Source organism: Sandaracinobacteroides hominis (assembly GCF_016464365.1).
Classification (GTDB): Bacteria; Pseudomonadota; Alphaproteobacteria; order Sphingomonadales; family Sphingomonadaceae; genus Sandaracinobacteroides; species Sandaracinobacteroides hominis.
Map to the genome: position 1 here is coordinate 684,228 of NZ_JADCUC010000001.1, position 17,707 is coordinate 701,934.

Annotated in this window: 13 protein-coding genes and 1 tRNA gene; 8 read left to right on the plus strand and 6 right to left on the minus strand. The window is 64.3% G+C overall.

The window, feature by feature from the left end; genetic code table 11:
- Positions 1 to 63: 63 nt before the first annotated feature.
- Positions 64 to 360, plus strand: a complete 297-nt coding sequence (locus IM784_RS03495; RefSeq protein ID WP_199553866.1) for a DUF1398 domain-containing protein — start codon at positions 64 to 66, stop codon at positions 358 to 360.
- On the opposite strand, the gene IM784_RS03500 is transcribed toward IM784_RS03495, so the two are convergent.
- A complete protein-coding gene (locus tag IM784_RS03500; RefSeq protein WP_199553867.1) occupies positions 324 to 6,362 on the minus strand; it encodes an autotransporter outer membrane beta-barrel domain-containing protein in 6,039 nt (2,012 codons plus the stop codon). The two genes, IM784_RS03495 and IM784_RS03500, sit on opposite strands and share 37 nt — an antisense overlap.
- 271 nt (positions 6,363 to 6,633) lie before the next feature.
- Between IM784_RS03500 and IM784_RS03505 the strand changes: the two genes are divergently transcribed.
- Entirely contained in the window at positions 6,634 to 7,194 is a 561-nt protein-coding gene (locus IM784_RS03505; protein ID WP_199553868.1) for a Crp/Fnr family transcriptional regulator, read from the plus strand.
- A gap of 205 nt (positions 7,195 to 7,399) precedes the next feature.
- On the opposite strand, the gene IM784_RS03510 is transcribed toward IM784_RS03505, so the two are convergent.
- Positions 7,400 to 8,155 carry a DUF2306 domain-containing protein gene (locus IM784_RS03510; RefSeq protein ID WP_207791641.1) on the minus strand — a complete coding sequence of 252 codons (756 nt, stop codon included), beginning with the start codon at positions 8,153 to 8,155 and terminating at the stop codon, positions 7,400 to 7,402.
- 190 nt (positions 8,156 to 8,345) lie between these two features.
- Between IM784_RS03510 and IM784_RS03515 the strand changes: the two genes are divergently transcribed.
- Entirely contained in the window at positions 8,346 to 9,365 is a 1,020-nt protein-coding gene (locus IM784_RS03515) for a helix-turn-helix domain-containing protein (protein ID WP_207791642.1), read from the plus strand.
- A 175-nt stretch (positions 9,366 to 9,540) separates the two neighbouring features.
- Here the strand turns inward: IM784_RS03515 and IM784_RS03520 are convergent, their stop codons facing one another.
- Positions 9,541 to 10,443, minus strand: a complete 903-nt coding sequence (locus IM784_RS03520; RefSeq protein WP_199553871.1) for a Crp/Fnr family transcriptional regulator — start codon at positions 10,441 to 10,443, stop codon at positions 9,541 to 9,543.
- On the opposite strand from IM784_RS03520, the gene IM784_RS03525 reads away from it, so the two are divergent.
- The 5 genes from IM784_RS03525 (at position 10,402) to IM784_RS03545 (ending at position 14,301) form a co-directional block, all read left to right on the plus strand.
- Complete coding sequence (locus tag IM784_RS03525) at positions 10,402 to 11,322, plus strand: SphA family protein (protein ID WP_199553872.1); 921 nt, start codon at positions 10,402 to 10,404, stop codon at positions 11,320 to 11,322. The genes IM784_RS03520 and IM784_RS03525 overlap by 42 nt on opposite strands.
- Before the next feature lie 16 nt (positions 11,323 to 11,338).
- Complete coding sequence (locus tag IM784_RS03530; RefSeq protein ID WP_199553873.1) at positions 11,339 to 11,497, plus strand: DUF3604 domain-containing protein; 159 nt, start codon at positions 11,339 to 11,341, stop codon at positions 11,495 to 11,497.
- Positions 11,498 to 11,687: 190 nt separating this feature from the next.
- Positions 11,688 to 13,169 carry an arylsulfatase gene (locus tag IM784_RS03535; RefSeq protein ID WP_199553874.1) on the plus strand — a complete coding sequence of 494 codons (1,482 nt, stop codon included), beginning with the start codon at positions 11,688 to 11,690 and terminating at the stop codon, positions 13,167 to 13,169.
- 68 nt (positions 13,170 to 13,237) lie between these two features.
- Positions 13,238 to 13,519, plus strand: a complete 282-nt coding sequence (locus IM784_RS03540; RefSeq protein ID WP_199553875.1) for a DUF3011 domain-containing protein — start codon at positions 13,238 to 13,240, stop codon at positions 13,517 to 13,519.
- Positions 13,519 to 14,301: a hypothetical protein gene (locus IM784_RS03545; protein ID WP_199553876.1), complete on the plus strand. Its 783-nt coding sequence runs from the start codon at positions 13,519 to 13,521 to the stop codon at positions 14,299 to 14,301. Before IM784_RS03540 ends, IM784_RS03545 begins: the two co-directional genes overlap by 1 nt.
- Positions 14,302 to 14,464: 163 nt before the next feature.
- On the opposite strand, the gene IM784_RS03550 is transcribed toward IM784_RS03545, so the two are convergent.
- From IM784_RS03550 to IM784_RS03560, 3 genes are all read right to left on the minus strand, one after another.
- A complete protein-coding gene (locus tag IM784_RS03550) occupies positions 14,465 to 15,847 on the minus strand; it encodes a DUF1254 domain-containing protein (protein ID WP_199553877.1) in 1,383 nt (460 codons plus the stop codon).
- A gap of 415 nt (positions 15,848 to 16,262) precedes the next feature.
- Positions 16,263 to 16,354 (minus strand) — tRNA-Ser (locus IM784_RS03555).
- A gap of 51 nt (positions 16,355 to 16,405) precedes the next feature.
- Positions 16,406 to 17,707 (minus strand): UDP-glucose dehydrogenase family protein, encoded by a 1,302-nt coding sequence (locus IM784_RS03560; RefSeq protein ID WP_199553878.1) that lies wholly within the window; start codon positions 17,705 to 17,707, stop codon positions 16,406 to 16,408.

Genomic DNA, 17,707 nt, shown 5'->3' on the forward strand with positions numbered 1-17,707 from the left:
CGCATTCGACATGGAGCATTCAGACGGAACCGTCGCCGCGGCGTTTGACAGTGCGTGGAAGCAATGGTGCGCTGGGTTCAGGCCAACGGCCCTGACTACAGCTATGCGGCCTTCTCCCGGAACGTCAAAGCTGCAGGTTGCGCGGGCTATCTGGTTTCGTTCCTCGGCCGGCGTGTCGTTTACTATGGTCGTACCGCCGATCTCAAACGGCACCTGGCGGCTGGTGCTGTTCTGGATGATCCGGCGCAGCTTCGTCCACTCAACCCACTGGACGGTGGGCAGGGCCGCTCAGCGAAGGGCGGCCCTGACTCGTCTGGTTGTCTTCAGAACGCAATGGTAAGCTTTGCCGTTCCCGATTGAGACCTGAACCCACTTCCAAACTCCGGGGCGTATTGCACGGAGACCGCGATGTTCTTTGCGCCAAGGATGTCGGCACCGATGGAGAACCGGCCGAGTGTACCCGGACCGGCTGTCGTCAGGTCGAAGCTGTCGCCCTGTGGCTGGTCTGCGAACCTCGCCGTCGTCGTCCACTCGCGGGCGCTTCCATATTCGATGGCGGCGCTTGCAAACGGGCGCAGTGTGACCTTGGCAGAGAGCGGCAGCTTCGTGCCAAGCTCGACGCCCGCCACTCCGATCAGTGCGGTGTCGGACTGGGCCTCTACCGCGAGCCGGAACGGCGAGGTGCCGCCTTCGGTAAACGCCTTGTTGGAGACATGAATGGCATGCCCTTCCACGAACGGGCGGAAGAATGTGGTGCCGCCATCGAGCAGATTATAGGCTGCCCGCACATGGCCGCCGATCTGGGATTGTTCCGGCTTTGCGCTGGCCTGTTCGCTCAGGCCAACGGTGATCGTCCGGCTGGACTTGTACCAGCCATAGGCCGCATCGATCCCGGCAGAGAGCTCAAGGCGCGCTGGGGTATAGAGGAGACCAAGGCCGCCCACCAGCGAGTCCCCGCTGATCCGCGCCGTGCGGCTTTCATCGCGGAACTTCGTGCTTTCATAAGCGATGGAGCCGGTCAGGGCCAGATTGTCCGACAAGGGCAGCTGCCCGCCGGTTTGCAGGGCGAACGCATCGGCGCTGTACCCCAGCGTGTCGGCGCTCTCGTCTTGTGTGGTGTCGTTCACCAGCACCCGGCTCCAGCCACAGCGGTCAGCCGTCCGGCTTTCCAGCTGCACCTCCTGGCAGCCACCATAGAGGTTGGCAGCAAAGGTGCGGCTGCTGTTGAAGCGGAAGGCCCCAAAGGCGCCGAGACCCTGCCCCGCCAGCGACCGAAGACCGGCAGCGTAACCCGCATCATCCGTTACACCCAGCAGACGGGTGAAGGCCAGATCGGCGGACGCACCGCCATCGAACAGCGATTGCAGGTTGGCGGCCACCGCCCGCTCGTTGGCGCCAAAGCCAGACGCCTTCGACGCGAAGTTGGCAACCGGCGTGACAGACAGTTCGTTGCCGGAAGCCGTCGCCTTGAAATCATACAGGTGGCTGCTGTCGGCGGTTGTCATCGCAGGATCGAGGGTAAGCTTGCCGGAAGCCGACAGCAGCTTCAGCGAGCGGTTGTGGATGCTCTTGGCGTTCACCGTGAGAGTGTCCCCAACCAGGGCGTCCCCGGTCACCACCAGCCGGTCAGACGTACCACCCGTGAAATCCGCATCAAACACAAGCTTGCCTGCGCCGCTGTAGCTGCCTTCGAGCGTTGTGACGTCGGTTTCGCCGGACAGGTCCATCTTCCCCTTGTTGACGAGCGTGCCGCCGCCAAGGCTGATCGAGGCATAGGGATTGATCGTGCCCGACCCCTCGTTGGTGATGTTCCCATGCGCGATGTGGATGTTGCCGGTGATGTTGCCCCAGTTGGTCCCTACGAAGGCGGCGCCATTGGCGAAGACCGCGGTTCCGGTCTTGGTGTCGTGCGTCGCGATGGTGCCATAGTTCAACAGCTGGTTCGAGAAGGCGTCACCGCCATTGGCGAAGTAGATGGCAGCCGCTGCGTCGAAGCCGGAACTGCCGCCCCAGACCGATGCCGCACTGTTGGTGGAGCTGCCGACGGTGACCTTGATCTGCTCGTTGCTGCCGATGCCGCCATTGTCGGCGCCGCCCGTCGATTGCGCGAAGATGCCGGGCGAAAAGGCGCCCTGGGCATCGACCGCGCCCTGCACGGAGACGTTGACCGGATAGCCGAGGCCGCCGCCGCCAGCCGAGCCGACAAAGGTGCCCACCCGTGTGGCGACCCAGCCGCCGCCACCGCCGACCGACTGGGCGATGATGCCAGCGGCAGACCAACCGGATGTGGTGATGGCTGCGCCGGTGTCGACGGTGACCTTTACGTCGCCGCCATTGCCGACAAAGCTGCTGTGATTGGGCGCGAAGTCCACCATTGCGGCGCCCCAGCCGATGTCGCCGGCGATGCCGCCGCCGCCACCGACCGACTGGGCGAAGACACCGACGCCGCCACGGCCCGAGGTGGTGATGTTGTCGCCAACCTCGACGATGACGCCGCTGTTGCTGTTCTGCGGGTCGAGGCCGGGGTTGACCGTGCCGGTCTTGCCGCCGGAGCCGAGCAGTTCGAGCGCGGTGGCGCCCACCGGCTTGCCGCCCAGCGCAAGGCCGCCGCCACCGGCCACCGACTGCGCCAGGATACCGATTCCATTGTCGCCATTGGTGGTGATGGTGCCGCCAGCGCTGGTCGTCACCTGCGCAGCGCCCGAGATGCCGGAGATCACGCCGCTGGTGGAGCCGAGGCTGATATTGCCCTGGAAGTCCTTCGAGTCGGCGGTGTTGTCCGAACCGCTGGCGGAGTCGAGATTGGCTGCCAGCGTCTTGATGATGCCGCCACCGCCCGAGATCGACTGGGCGATGATGCCATAGCTGTCATGGCCTGCCGTCTGGATGGCGCCCGAGCTGGTCACCTGCGCCAGTTGGGAGATGCCGTTCTTCGCCGTCGAGGTGCCCCCAAGGGATACCGAGAAGCCGAGCGTTTCGATGCCGCCAGTGCCTGGCGCGGTGACGGTGGTGGTTCCGCCGATGCCGCCGCCCATGCCGATCGACTGGGCGATGATGCCGGCTGAAATCGCCCCGGTGGTATAGGCTGAACCGGTGTGGGTGATATTCACAAAGGCACCACTGGTTGCATTCGGGTTGCTGCCAGAACCCTGGGTGCCGCCACCGATCCGGACACCCGACGTGATGCCAGGGCTGGACCAGTCCACGGGGGCCGAGGTCGCTGCCGCCCCGCCCTTGCCGCCGCCGCCGCCGACCGACTGGGCAACGATGGCATCGGACAGGTTGCCCATCGTCGCCACGCTGCCGTTGTTCGTCACCGACATCTCGCCGCCGGCACCGCCGGCGCCGCCCTTGCCGCCGACCGCCAGGATGAGGGTGTTGCTGGACGAGAAGTTGCTCAGATCGATCTTGCCGCCGAGCGCCGCGGTATCATCAAGATAGGTGAAGATATCGCTGCCCGCGACTTCGATGTTGAGCAGCGTCGCCGCGGTTGAGGCCAGGGTCTTCAGGTTGTTGTATTCGGCCATCGCGGTTTCGTAGTCTTCGTGAACTTCGAGAGCCTTGTTGATAATCGCGTTCACGTCACCGGCGGTGGAGTGCGCGTCGCCGTTCGACCCATCGTCCTGCGATGTGTCCGATCCCAGCGTCGTCCCGGCCTTGCCGCCGGCGCCGCCGCCGCCGCCGATCGACTGGGCCAGGATGCCGCCCGCGTCAGCGCCATAGGTGAGGATGGCGCCGGTGTTCGTCACGCCCGAGCTGGAGCCCTTGTAGAAGGTGTCGCCGCCGTTCCCGCCGCTGCCACCGACAGCGACATTGAGGCCGACCGTGGAGGAGGTCGAAGCGGCTGCACCGCCGGCGCGCCCGCCGCCGCCGCCGATGGTTTGTGCCAATATGCCGTGGGCGCCATCGCCAAGCGTCAGGATGGCGCCACTGTTGGTTGCAAAGACATCATAGCCCTGACCGCCATTGCCGCCCTGCCCCCCCAGCGCGAGATTCGTGGAAAGGCTCTTCTGCTCCTCGGTCGAGGCAAGCGCGTCGCCAGCGCCGCCGGCGCCGCCCCCGCCGCCGATCGACTGCACCAGCATGCCATCGGCGGATTCGCCGCGTGTCAGGATGAAACCACTGTTCTGCCCGTTCACGATGGCGCCGGCCCCGCCGCCACCGCCTTTCCCGCCGTGGGTCACGTCGGCCGCCAGGTTCAGGCCGCCGCCCGATGCCTTCGCCGAGGCATCGGCATCGCCGCCGGTGCCGCCGCCGCCGCCGATTGCCTGGCCGACCAGGCCGGCGGCCCCGTTGCCGAGTGTTGCGACGAAGCCTCTGTTCTGCAGGAAGACCGCTTCGGCCGCGCCGCCATCGCTGGCGCCCCCGCCGATCGCGACAGACAGCGCGACGGCCGGATATTCCTTGGCCCCATAGACTGAGGACTTGGCGAGTGACGCGCCGCCCGAGCCGCCGCCGCCGCCGATGGACTGCGCCAGGATGCCATAGCTTTCGGCGCCGGCGGTGCTGATGGCGCCGGTGTTGGTGTCGGCCTGGGCCGCGTTCACCGTGCCGCCGTTGCCGCCGGAACCCCCGCTGCCGCCGATGGCAATCGAGACGCCGAAACTCTCGCTGGTCACCGAGCCATAGCCGCCGCCGCCCGAACCGCCGCCGCCGCCGATGGACTGCATCACCACACCCGGCGAGTGGTCGCCAAAGGTGGTGACCGTGCCATTGCCCAGATTGGCGGCATAGGCGTCGCTCGCGCTGCCGCCTGCGCCAGCGGTGCCGCCGACCACGAGGTTCACGAGCACACCCGTCGAGCTGGTGACGTCGCCGCCCTTGCCGCCGCCACCGCCGATCGACTGGGCGACGATGCCCGACGACAGGAAACTGTTGGTGATGACGATTGAATCCGTCAGCGAGGCGCTGGCGATGTTCCCTGCCGACCCGTCTCCGGCGGCTCCGCCGACGGCGAACCAGCCGTCCTTTGCGTTGCCGCCGACGCCACCGCCGCCACCGATGGACTGGGCGATCACGGCAGTTTCGTTCTGCGCATTGGGATCGCCGTAATCCACGACGATCCCGGTCTGGATGTTGGCGTCCGTGCCCGTGATGGTGGCCTTGCCGGAGGTGCCGCCGAGATTGCCGTTGCCGCCCTGCGGGTTGAACCAGGCAGCCGAGCGGCCACCGTTGCCGCCGATCCCACCGATCGACTGCACCAGCACACCGTAGCTGTCGTTTTTGTTGTAGCTGACGATGATCCCGTTGATGCTCGCGCTTGCATCGCCGGCATTGCCGCCGGCCCCCGCGAGGCCTGCGGCAGAGGCGCTGCCGCCGGCACCGCCGGCGCCACCGTAGGACCCGACCATGAAAGCCGGCCCGCTGCTCTCTTGCATGGTGACCTTGGCACCCGACGCGAGCGTTGCCGAGACGGCGCCGGCGTTGCCGCCATTGCCGCCGTTCCCGGCAGCGTTGCCGTCGGAGCTGCCGCCATTGCCGCCATTGCCACCGTTGCCGCCTGCCGAGACGACCAGGACGCCCGTTGTCTGGCCGGTGATCTGGCCGCTGATGGTCGCTGTCACGAAACTGCTGTTGCCGCCGAGGCCGCCGTTCGCGCCGTCGGTCAGCCCTGTCGCGTGCGAACGACCCGTGCCGCCATCGCCGCCGAGCGACGCCACATAAACGCCATCGCCGGCCGCGCTGCCCCAGTCGCCGCCGATCGAGGCCACGACACTCTGACCATCGCCGCCCTTTGCGGACAGGCCGTTGCCCTGGCTGCCGAGCGCCCAGGACGCGACCCCGCCGCCGCCGCCCCTGCCGCCGGCCGAGGCGATGGTAACACCGCTGATGGCGAGGCCCGTCGAGCCGGAAAAGGCATAACCGTTGGTATTGGCGCCGATGATGACATTGATCGCGCCACCGTCCTGCCCCGGCGCGCCTGGGCCACCGGCGTTCTGGTCGAGGGGGTCGAAGCCGTCGGCGTTGCCGCCGTTTCCACCGAGGCCGCCAATGGCGGTGATGTTCATCGGAGACGTCGCGACACCGGAGGAAACGAGCGCGCGGAGATTGTCGATTTCGAGCGCGGTGATGTTGCCTCCTTGGCTGCCGGTGGATCCGCCGGTTCCGGGCTCGTCGCCAATCGCATCCGGGCCATCGGTTCCGTCGATGCCGTCGCCGGAGATCACGCACGAGCCGTCGGGCGTCACGACGCAGTTCTGCGCCTGCGCGGCATCTGGCGACACCCCGTGCAAGGCGAGGATCGTGCAAAGCGCGGTCGTGAGGAGGAGTCTGGAGCCGGTTCCGGCACACAGGATCTTCGGAGCCGTCGCCATGACCGACGACGACAGGAATTTGTTGCACTGAACAGATTGCCGTTTCATGTTCTTCACCCCTGTTGACGGCCTGTGAATATCGGGCGCAACAGGCGTCCTGGATGGCCGGTTCTGGGGGCGAATTGATGGAAATGCGCCGACGTGTCTTTCGTCTAGTTTCAAAAATGGATGCGCATACGCATGGTTTCGCAATGCGTGACGGCGGTATGGCCTGGCAGCTGTCAAACCTCCCAAGGCAACCCCGCCAATGACAGAAATAGTTGCGAACCATAGTGCGGCTGGCTCAGGCCGAAGTCATCGCCATGCGAACGAAGTTGACGTGTTCGCGCAGATCCAGTCGCGCAGCGGTCTTCCCGACGAAGAGATGGAATGGATGAGGGCCAATGTCAGCAGGCGGCGGTTGGGACGCAACGAACTGCTCTACGGCGTCGGCCAGAATTACCATGAAACGGCGTTCGTGGAATCGGGTATCCTGCAGGTCAGCAGCGTCACCTACGAGGGGGACGATGTGGTGCTGGACTATGCCTTTCCCGGAGAGATCGTGGTCGCACTCGATTCCGCGATCCGCAACCTGCCGTCCAAGGTCGACATCCGGGCTGTCCGGCCCGCGACCCTTGTCACCTGGCCCTATGACATGCTGCGCGTGGCCTATACACGTCACCCCCTGTGGATGATGTTCGAGGTCCGCTACCTGCAATATGCGTTTCTCAGCAAGAACCGCCGCTACACCGCGCTCAGAACGCAGTCTGCCCGCCAACGATATCTGCAGCTCGATTCCGAATTGCCGCCCGACTGGCGCCGGATTCCGCTTGGCAGCCTCGCGTCGTTCCTGGGCATTTCCCAGCAATACCTGTCCAAGCTGCGGGGCCAACTGGAATGAAGGCGGCGCGGTTTCCCGCAAATGCTACACCGTCTAACCTTGTCTAAACTGGACCTGTAGTTGACCTATTTGTTCTGTAGCTTTTGTTCATCCATGTCCGCACTAATTCCGTGACATCGCAGATCATGCAAAAGCTGCCGAGAGGCCTGACTTCGGCTAGTATCCATTTTCGCGTTACCCGCGGCAGCCCGACGCGCGTTGCGCCTCACAACATATATGGCCCCCACATGAAGGCTATTGCGCCGACGGTCCCGACCAGCGTCAACGCGGCAGCAAGAATGAGCAGAGCGCCAGCCCGGTATTTTGCCGGCGCGGAAGCGCTTTGTTGAGCAAGCAGGTAAATCTCGAGTATCGCCAGGGGCACCAGATAGGCCCCGAACTGGAGTAGGATATCCGCCGGACCGGATAGACTGCGGTTCATGCCCACCCCCCCGCCCGACAGCAGAACCCAGGCCATGATGCCGATCCGCAGGAACCAAACGCCATTCACCACCATGAAGGTGCGCAACGCCCAACGGCGATGGGCGGCATAGTCGCGCGTGAGCGCGTAGCGCCAGGCCAGCGCCGCGAACAGCAAGATCAGGATCCCGTCCAGAGACACCGCAATTGCGGATACGAGTGACAGATAGGTCTGACGGCCCCAGGTGAGCCAGAGGCCGCCAAGCGACGCGAACGCCGAGAAGATCAGGAACAACCGGCCGCTCCAGCGGTGCACCCACGGCGCACGGCTGCGGATGATCGGAATCAGCTGCAGCAGCCCCGCGAATGTCAGGGCGCCGGCCAGCAGCACATGCACAGCGAACATGGCGTTACCGCCATCGTCTGCGGCCACGAACCCTTTGATCAGCGGCTTGTCGTTCCATCCCGCCAGATCGCCCGCCAGCGTCTTTCGGCCATAGTGGGCAAGAATCATCCAGATGAATGCCATCTGCCCCGCGGCCGCTGCGGCATACCACGCCACTGCAGACCTGCGCAGAAACCGATCGCCCTTCCCCACCCGCTCGCAAGATGCCTCGCCCGTTATCTCGATTGCGCCCATGTCGCACTCCGTCCATCTGAAGTTCGACACGCCATGCTAAGTCGACAGGGGCTGGTCTCGCCGATTTGGAAATCGGCTATGGATTCGTTGGCCAGACAATGAGTCGGGCGTCATGAACGGAAGTCGCAACATGCAAGGTGCGGGCCTGATCGAAACTCCGGGCGCAGATGGGTGGATGGCCGACGCGCGCCTCTATGGCCTGCTTTTCACGGGCGCGGTCATGGCCTTCAGCCTGCACGCTCTGATGGGCCGCGATCTCGGCTGGGCCGCCGTGCCGCTCGCCATCATCGGCAATGCCACCTGCGGCTGGTCGTGGCTTGGGGCGCGTGCCCTGTTTCAACCGCCGGACGCGGCAAGGCAGGTCTGGCCGCTCGCCCTCGTGATGGGAATGGTCGCGGTGGGAGCCTTTTTGCAGGTGGGCGATGCCTCGGAACCGCTGTTCAGGATCGCAGCCAATGTGCTCGGGCTCGTCAGCTCCGCGCTTCTGGCTCTCGCCATGATCGAGCCGTTGAAGGGATGGCGTAGCCCGATCTCGCCCTCGGAACGACGCTTTCGGCTGGTTTTCGCCAGCGGCTATGCCGCGTTGCTGGCTGTCGCGGTCCTGTGGGTCAACGGCGCGCCTTCTGGAAGTGTGGCGGCGGATTCCGGGGCAACGATCAAGGTTGCCTGCGCACTGGCGGCAATGATCGGAATGGGCCTGGCGGTCCGCTATCGTGCCGCCAATCCGTTTAAAATGCCCTTGAAGGAACGCCGCCCCGCGCCCGCTGCCGGTGACGACATGCTGGCGGAGCGCCTCCTTCGTCTGTTCCGGGAGGAAGCCACCTTTGCCCGGCCGGAGTTGCGGGTGGCTGACCTCGCCCGCCTGCTTGGCGAAGCCGAATACAAGGTGACCCTATGCGTCACGCGGTCCTTGGGCTTCCGCAATTTCAACCATCTCACCAACCATTTCCGCGTGGCCGAAGCCAAGCGGCGACTGACGAGCCCCGCGTTTGCCCATCTGCCGATTCTCACAATAGCGCTTGATTGCGGCTTTGGATCGATCGGGCCCTTTAACCGCGCCTTCAAAGCCGAAACAGGCATGACCCCGACAGACTTCCGGAACCTGCATTCAACGCATCGGCACCAATGCTGATCTCGCCATCAACATAGGCGTTGCCGCTGAAGCGCGTGCGGGCATCGGCCGTTACATGGACATCGGGCTCAGCCCATCGGAGACTTGGCCGGACGTGTGGTGCGGATCAGCCCCGCGTCCATTGCGGTTCGGCAGGTGGACCGAACCTTCGCCTGTCAATCGGCCCAAGGCATTTTCAGTTCCCCAGCTTCGCTCGCAGCCGGTCGGCGTCGAGAATGGACAGGTGCCGATAATGCAGGGCTACCAAACATTCGAGTTCGAGCTGAACAAGCAGACGTGACGTGGTGTTTCTGGACATGTTGGCAGCTTCGGCGATCTCTTGCTGGGTCATCGCGACATTCCACGGCGGCCCGTCGGGGGCATTGCCCAGCCTGCAGCCGGCAAAGCGGAGCAGCGTTGCCACCAGCCTCTCTTCCTGGCTGCGCCGCAAGAGGTCGAGCCCGGCCAGTTCCGACTCCTGCCCCTGCATGTCCACCAGGGACGCAAGCGCGTGCCAATTCTCGGGGGCCTGCGCCAGAAACCGACGCAGGTCTGCTCCGGGCAACACGGCCAGTTCGCATGTGGTTCGTGCGATGCACTGGTGCCGGCGCCGCTCGCCAGCCAGGATCGGCCCGTAGCCGAACCAATGGCCTGTGCGAAACATGTGCACGAACTGCGCATCGGAGCTGCCTGACCGGTGCCAAAGGACCACCTGCCCCGAAATGACACCGAAAACCTCTCCGGATTCGGCGCCTGCCTGATAGACGATGGTCCCTTCCGAGACCCGCCGCTGCATAGCCATATCCAACAGGTCGCGCGTGATTCCGGGATCGATGGAGGCCAGCCAGTCCCAGCCGGAAAGCCGCGCCCGGGCGTCCGGCGTCAGGTGGGGCGCGCTCCATGCGCTGCGGATCGGACCCTGCATCGCCATTTGCACCTCTGGGCACAATTGCCAGTCATCATCCTGATACGCTGCGCCACAGCACGTCAATTGCGGTGGGGACAAAATGTGAGAAGGGGCATTGGCCTGGCCGCTGCATCGGCGGTTGCTCTGTTGTTGGCAGCGCCGGTTCTCGCCACCGAGGGCGGATCCGGCCATTATCTGCTCGGCTCGCGCGATGCACTTTCTGGAATCGTGCCGCCGGAGGGGGTCTATGCGTCGGCAGACATGGTCCTGCTGAACGCCAATGTCGATGCCTTGTCGATCGGCGGGGTGGTGCTGGCCAATGCCGACACCGAGGTGCTGATCACCAAGCTCAATTTCACCAAGACCTTTCACGGGCCGATCCTGGGCGGACGGCCGATGATCACCATCACCCAGCCGGTGGTGACGGGGTCGCTCAGCTTCGACAGCGTGATCCTGGGCGCGCAGCGCCGGGTGAAGGACGACCAGACGGGGCTTGGCGACACCACCGTCACGTTCGGCTTGGGCTGGGACAAGGGGGCGAACCATGTTGCGGTTGCCACCAGCTTCTTCCTGCCGCTGGGCTACTATCAGCCGGCCGCGATCGATGTGCCCGGCCGCCAGCTTCAGGCGCTCAGCTTCGGCAAGAACCGGCTGGGGGTCACGCCCGTCATCTCCTATACTCACTTGCCGAAATCCGGCTTCGAGCTGTCAGGTGCAGCGGGCATTTCCTTCTCGGCACGGAACCAGGCGACTGACTACCAGACGGCGCCCGAGTTTCACTTCGAAGGGGCGGCGCTGCAGCATTTCGGCCCGCAGTTCGCGCTGGGCGCAGCGGGCTATGCCTATCAGCAGCTGGGCGAGGATTCCGGCGCGGGCGCCGACCAGCTGAAGGCGGCGACCGGCGCGCAATCGCTGAAGGCCCGGGTGTTCGGGATCGGGCCGGTGGCGACCTACTCGACCAAGCTGGGCGGCGCGTCGCTCAGCCTGAAGGCCAAGTACACGCATGAGTTCGAAGCCCGGCGGCGCTTTTCGGGCGACGCGTTCCAGCTGAGCGCCGCGCTCGGCTTCTAGAGAAGGGAGAGCCAAAATGACCAGGCAAGACCTCTTTGCCCTGCCTGCAACAAAAGCGCTTGCCGCCTGCAGCCATGCCAGGGCGCTGGCAATCCCAACGCCCCGCTGGACCACCTGCGACGCAGTCCGGAACACGCTGCTGCCGAAGGATCAGCCCACCACCATCCAGGAATGAGCCTGGGGCTCGCCCATCTGGGTCAACCCGAAATGACGAGGAGAAGGATATGAATCCTGCCATCCACTGCCTGCTCGCGACTGCCGCCATTCTCGCAGCATCTTCTCCAGCCGTCGCCCAGAAGGCGGACAAACCTGCCGCATGGACCCCAGCCTCTACAATGAGCAGCGCTGTCAGGACGTCACCGAATATGGAGCCTGCGCTTTCATTCCCGGGACAGGCAGAGGCCGCACGCGCCAAACTGGCCGAATTGCAGCGGCGGACCGGGCGCAAGCCGAATATTGTCTGGCTGCTCGTCGATGACATGGGCTTCGGAGACCCCGGCATCTACGGCGGGGGGGCCGCGATCGGCGCTGCCACCCCCAATATGGATCGGCTGGCGCGCGAAGGTCTCATGCTGACGTCGGCCTATGCCCAGCCGACTTGTACGCCCACGCGCTCCGCCATCCTCACCGGAAGGCTTCCCGTACGCACGGGGCTGACGCGTCCGATCCTCGCCGGTGACAAGATCAAGGTGAACCCGTGGCAGGCGGAGGTGTCCCTGCCGGCCGTGCTGAGGCCGGCGGGATATACGAGCATTCTGGTCGGCAAATGGCATGTCGGTGAGGGCGTCGGCATGCGGCCGCACGATGTCGGCTTCGATGAATTCTACGGCTACTATGAGGCGCAGAAGGAAATCTCCCAGGGCGTCGACGAGCGCCGCTATCCCGATCTCGTGCTCAATCCGGATCGGCTGGCAAGGCTCCGCGCAACCGGCAGCAGCGAGTCACTGGTGCACGGTGTTCGCGGCGGCGAGACACGCGACGTCTCCAAGATCGAGTCCATCGAGGACATGGCCGAGGCCGACAGGGTTCTCGCCGAGTTCACTGTGCAGAAGATCGCAACACTTGCCCAGAGCGGGAAACCCTTCTTCCTCGAACATGCCTTCATGAAGGTCCATGCCGACAACCATGCGTCGAAGGCATTCAAGGGCAAGAGCGGCAGCAAATTCGCCTACAAGGACGCGGTGGTCGAAGTCGATGCGCTGGTCGGCGAGATTGTGGCCGCGCTCGATGCGGCGGGCGTGCGCGACAACACGCTTATCTTCCTGACGTCCGACAACGGACCGCAGCTCGATAGCTGGCCGGACAGCGGGTACACGCCCTTCCGCGGTGCCAAGGCGTCAGCATGGGAAGGCGGCGTGCGGGTTCCGGCGATCGCCAACTGGAAAGGCATGATCAGCCCGGGCCGGCAGAGCGACGAGCTGTTCGACCTGATGGACCTGTTCAACAGCTGTCTCTCGATTGCTGGTGTCTCCGAGGCCGCTCTGCCGAAAGATCGCTATTTCGACGGCATCGACCAGACATCCTTCCTGCTGCTGGACGATGGCAAATCCAGGCGGGAGAAGGTCTACATCTGGGCCGAGACGGACCTGATGGCGATGCGGATGTGGGAGTACAAGATCCACACCAAGATCACCGAAACCCATGCGCAATGGCTCGATATCGACATGAGCACAAAGGCCAACGTCGGCCTCGCCCCCTGGCTCTTCAACCTCTACATCGACCCGAAGGAGCAGTATCCGGTCGGTCACCGTCAGAACGCCTGGCTGGCGTCGATGGCGGCCGAAATGAAGGCCCACGCTGCGACATTCAAGGCATTTCCACCAAAGGACATCGGGCTTGCTCAGTAGCATTTCCGGGCCGTCGGCAAGGCTGCGCGCCCTGTGCCTGCAGAGCTAAATCGAAAGGAAGCTCGATCATGAAATCCGTTCTTTTGCCAATGCTGCTGCTGGCGACCATCGGTGCCGCCGTCCCAGCCGCCGCCGAAATCACCACTGTGAAGTGCGAAAGCAAGGACAAGGACGAGCGGGTCTGCACGCTTCCCAAGCATGTGAACCAGGTGGTGCTGCGCCAGCAGCTGTCGGACCACGACTGCACCCGAGGGCGCAATTGGGATGTGCGCAAGAAGAGCGGCTATGACGAGCTCTGGGTGCGCAACGGCTGCCGTGCCGAGTTCGAAGTGCGGTACGGCAACCGCTGATGCGACAGCTTCTGGCCCTTTTCGCCGCGGCTTCGCTGGCGGGTGCTGTCTGCGCGCAGGACGCGCCCGCCCCGCCACCCAAGACCGAGAATGACGGGCTAGACCCAACGGCCCCGGCGCGCTTTGCCAAGCTGACGTTCGAGCATATCGATCTGAACCTGCCGGCGGGCGCCCCCTTCGGCGACAATGCGAACAGCTTCATCTTCGAGTTTCAGCAGCCGTTCGGCTCCAACTCGCTGAAACTGAAAGCCCCTGTCTCGTCGGTCGATGTGCTGGGGGATGCGAGCTATGGCCTCGGCGACGTGTCGGCCAAGCTGACCCATGTGTTTGGGGTGACGAGGTCCCACGGCATGGTGGTGAACTTCGAGCTCGTGGCCGACACGGCCAGTCGTGCCGAACTCGGCGGCGGCAAATGGGTGGCCAAGCCTGGCTTCATCTATGCCGTCTTCCTGAAGGGCGGCCACATCTTCGCGCCGGCGATCGTGCAGAGCCTGAGCTTTGCCGGCAGCAGCAACCGCGCGGACATCAACCAGACCGTGATCGACTTCTATTTCGTGCCCAAGTTCAAGGGCTCGCCCTTCTACATGACGCTCGACCCGGCGCTGACCCACGACTGGGAGAATGAGAAGACGTTTCTCACCACCGCGCTGACCATGGGGTATAAGGTGGGGCCGATGCTGGGCGGCAACGGGCAGGTCTTCGTGAAACCCAGCGTTGGGCTGGGCGCCGACCGGGCGAGCGACTGGGGTCTGCAGGTCGGCTTCCAGCTTCTCAACTTCTGACGAAAGCGAGACACTACCATTCGTCCGCAAACTCGCTTCTGCTGGCCGCGGCGCGGACAAGGGACCGAATGGCGGCTGCGTCGGACGTTTCAGTCGTTTTACCCCGCGCAGGGATAGCCTCGCGCAGGGAAGCTTCAGAAAACGGACACGGGTTCGCCGTCCCTTAGGCCTTTCTCTCGAAATCCGGCAACGGCCAGCTTGCGTCGAAATAGGCTTGGGTCGGATTATACAACCGGAAATAGGCGAACCATGCCTTGCCCGGCAGCGTCGGAATCCAGTTGGATTCGAACCCCGCTGGCGCTTCCGGGCCGCAATGGATGTCGATCGAGCCGTCGGCGTTCGACGTCAGCTTCATGCGCGAGGAACGGTCGGCGATCTGCTGCGGATTGTTGATCAGACAACGCGTGTCGACGTCATAGACCGTCAGCGACCAGAAGAGTTCGGCAGGTGCATCGGGCGGCACGCGCAGCACATAGCTGTTGCCGCCATCCAGCCATTCGCCTTTGCTGTCGCGATAGGCACCGAGATAGGCCGAGGATGCAACCCCCGTCCGCTTGGGCGACATGTCGCCGGCGGCGGTCACAGCTTCATAGAACCATGAGGCGCGCTCATCCAGCCGGCCCCAATATTCCTCCACATTGTCAGCATCCAGGTTCAGCGCATGATCCCAGCGTGTGCCGGGCCGATACAGACTGTTGAACCGGCGATCCGCCGCGTTGGCCTTGGCCATCGCCTCGCCCACCAGAACGGCTTCGGCCAAGAGCTTCGCCTGCCGGGCATCTGGCGCGAAAGCTCTGCCCTTCTCGATCCCCAGCGGCTTCAGCATTTCCAGGAAGAAATGATCGCGCTCGGCCATCGGCTCGCGGTTGATCACCAGACTCAACAGCTGCCAATAATCCAGGTCTCTTGGCGGCATACCGCTCCACGGCCGGTCGGCCGCCGCAAGGATGTCGATGGCAGGCGGATCGGCGCGCCTGGCATGCGGGTAGAAGCGTAGCTTTCCCAGAACCGTCTTGGTTTCCGCCGGATCGGTCACCGTTACCCGCACCCCCAGCAGATTGTTGAAGGTAGGTGTGTGCAACAGCTTGTAGTCGCCGGCGTCTGCCGGCGGTTCCTGGCCCGGCCCCAGGATCAGATAGCGCCCACCCTCGGTACTGCCCGGCAGCGCCCGCTGCCAGAAATCGGTCAGACCTCCACGCACGCCTTCCAGCGGCAGATCCAGCACATGGGGTCCGCCAGCGGCGAGATCGACAAAACCGACATAGTAGGGCGTCGTCGCATTCGCCGTCAGGATTCCCAGCTTGTCGACATAGCTGAGGTAGGAGACGAGCTGCCCATTGGCCGCCCCCAGCTGCTCGGCCTGACTGCGCTGCCAGGCGGCAAACGACACGATCGGCAGCGCCCAGAGATAGGCTTGGCAAGCCCGCTGGAAATCCCGTTCGTCGAACAGCTTCTCCAGCGTTTCTGGCGTCGGATAGCCGTTGGGCATGTCATGCGTGAAGGAAAGCGCACCAATCCGCGTGCCGATTGTTGTCGGTCCAGCCATCAACCTATCCTTTCAACTTTGGAGCACCCGCTTCTTCTCTGAAACCGCTTCTCTGGCCCATACGGCCGGAACAGCACCTCGAACCGCCGGCCTGCCTTCGTCCGCACCCGGTTGCCGGCCTTCGTCGGAAAAACTGGAACGGCGCGTGAGCGCGCCTGCGTTGACCTCAGTCATGATACGCTCCGGTATTGGGCAGCGAAAGCTACGCGCGATATCCGGGAATTGAAATCGCTAACTGCCGTTGCGGGCAAAGGGCCAGTTTTACAGCATTTTGCTGAACCCGCCCGTCCGGACCCGGGGCCAAAATCGGTCACCCATGGGCACCAGTGGATGACTGGTGGACCCGAACAGGTCCACAAGAGGCTGAAAGATCAGCGCTTTTGGGAACGTTCGGGGATGTGGATAATCAGGCGGCTGGCGGAGTCGGAGGGATTCGAACCCTCGGTACCGGTTACCCAGTACGGCAGTTTAGCAAACTGCTGGTTTCAGCCACTCACCCACGACTCCGGAACGGCGGCAGGACGCGGGCTATAGCCACGCCTTTCGCGCCCTGCAACCTCAGCGGCCAATCCCGCTGTATTGAAGCCCCTGTCGGGCCATTTCCTCGGGGCGATAGACGTTGCGCAGATCGACCACCACCGGAGATTTCAGAAGCGACTTCACACGCGACAGATCCAGCGCGCGGAACGCGTCCCACTCGGTCACCAGAACCATTGCGTCAGCGCCCTCGAGCGCCTGGTACGGGCTGTCGCAATATTCGACATTGTTCAGCACCAGTTTTGCCTGCTCCACGCCTTCGGGATCATAGGCAGCGATGGTGGCGCCGGCGTCCTGCAAGGTCTGGATGATGGCGATTGCCGGGCTGTCGCGCATGTCGTCGGTGTTCGGCTTGAATGTGAGGCCCAGCACGCCAACCTTCTTGCCGCGCGCGTCACCGCCCATCGCCGCGACCACGCGGCGGCCCATGGCGCGCTTGCGGTTGTCGTTCACCTGCGCGACGGTCTCGACGATACGGACGGGCGACTCGTTATCCTGCGCGGTCTTGATGAGGGCGAGCGTGTCCTTCGGGAAGCAGCTGCCGCCATAGCCGGGCCCCGCGTTCAGGAATTTGGAGCCGATGCGGTTGTCGAGGCCGATGCCGCGCGCCACGTCCTGCACATTGGCGCCAACCTTTTCGCAGAGGTCGGCAATTTCGTTGATGAAGGTGATCTTGACCGCGAGGAAGGCGTTCGCGGCATATTTGGTGAGTTCCGAGGTGCGCCGGCTGGTAACCATGATCGGCGCCTGATTGAGGTAAAGCGGACGATACAGTTCTTCCAGAACGGCCTGGGCGCGGTCGTCCTCGACACCCACGACGATGCGGTCCGGGCGTTTGAAATCGGAGATCGCCGCGCCTTCCCGCAGGAACTCCGGGTTTGAAGCGACGCCGAAATCGGCGCTTGGATTGGCTTCGCGAATGATGCGCTCCACCTCGTCGCCCGTGCCGACGGGCACGGTAGACTTGGTGACGACGACCGCGAAACCATCGAGGTTCTCAGCGATTTCCTTTGCTGCGGCATAGACATAGCTGAGATCGGCATGGCCATCGCCGCGCCGCGACGGGGTTCCCACAGCGATGAAGATCGCCTGTGCGCCCTTCATGCCTTCGGCAAGATCGGTGGTGAAGCTGAGGCGGCCCGCCTTCACATTCGATTCGACCAGATCGTCCAGGCCAGGTTCGTAGATCGGCATGATGTTCTGCTTCAGCCGCTCGATCTTGCCCGGATCCTTGTCGACGCAGACCACATCGTGACCGAAGTCGGCGAAGCAGGCACCCGACACTAGCCCGACATATCCGGAACCGATCATCGCTACGCGCAT

What these genes read in the sequence shown, in the direction of transcription:
- IM784_RS03495 (WP_199553866.1), top strand. Translation starts at nt 64, where the DNA reads ATGGTGCGCTGGGTTCAGGCCAACGGCCCTGACTACAGCTATGCGGCC.
- IM784_RS03500 (WP_199553867.1), bottom strand. Translation starts at nt 6,362, where the DNA reads ATGAAACGGCAATCTGTTCAGTGCAACAAATTCCTGTCGTCGTCGGTC.
- IM784_RS03515 (WP_207791642.1), top strand. Translation starts at nt 8,346, where the DNA reads ATGAACGGAAGTCGCAACATGCAAGGTGCGGGCCTGATCGAAACTCCG.
- IM784_RS03520 (WP_199553871.1), bottom strand. Translation starts at nt 10,443, where the DNA reads ATGGCCGGATCCGCCCTCGGTGGCGAGAACCGGCGCTGCCAACAACAG.
- IM784_RS03530 (WP_199553873.1), top strand. Translation starts at nt 11,339, where the DNA reads ATGACCAGGCAAGACCTCTTTGCCCTGCCTGCAACAAAAGCGCTTGCC.
- IM784_RS03535 (WP_199553874.1), top strand. Translation starts at nt 11,688, where the DNA reads ATGGAGCCTGCGCTTTCATTCCCGGGACAGGCAGAGGCCGCACGCGCC.
- IM784_RS03540 (WP_199553875.1), top strand. Translation starts at nt 13,238, where the DNA reads ATGAAATCCGTTCTTTTGCCAATGCTGCTGCTGGCGACCATCGGTGCC.
- IM784_RS03545 (WP_199553876.1), top strand. Translation starts at nt 13,519, where the DNA reads ATGCGACAGCTTCTGGCCCTTTTCGCCGCGGCTTCGCTGGCGGGTGCT.
- IM784_RS03550 (WP_199553877.1), bottom strand. Translation starts at nt 15,847, where the DNA reads ATGGCTGGACCGACAACAATCGGCACGCGGATTGGTGCGCTTTCCTTC.
- IM784_RS03560 (WP_199553878.1), bottom strand. Translation starts at nt 17,707, where the DNA reads ATGCGCGTAGCGATGATCGGTTCCGGATATGTCGGGCTAGTGTCGGGT.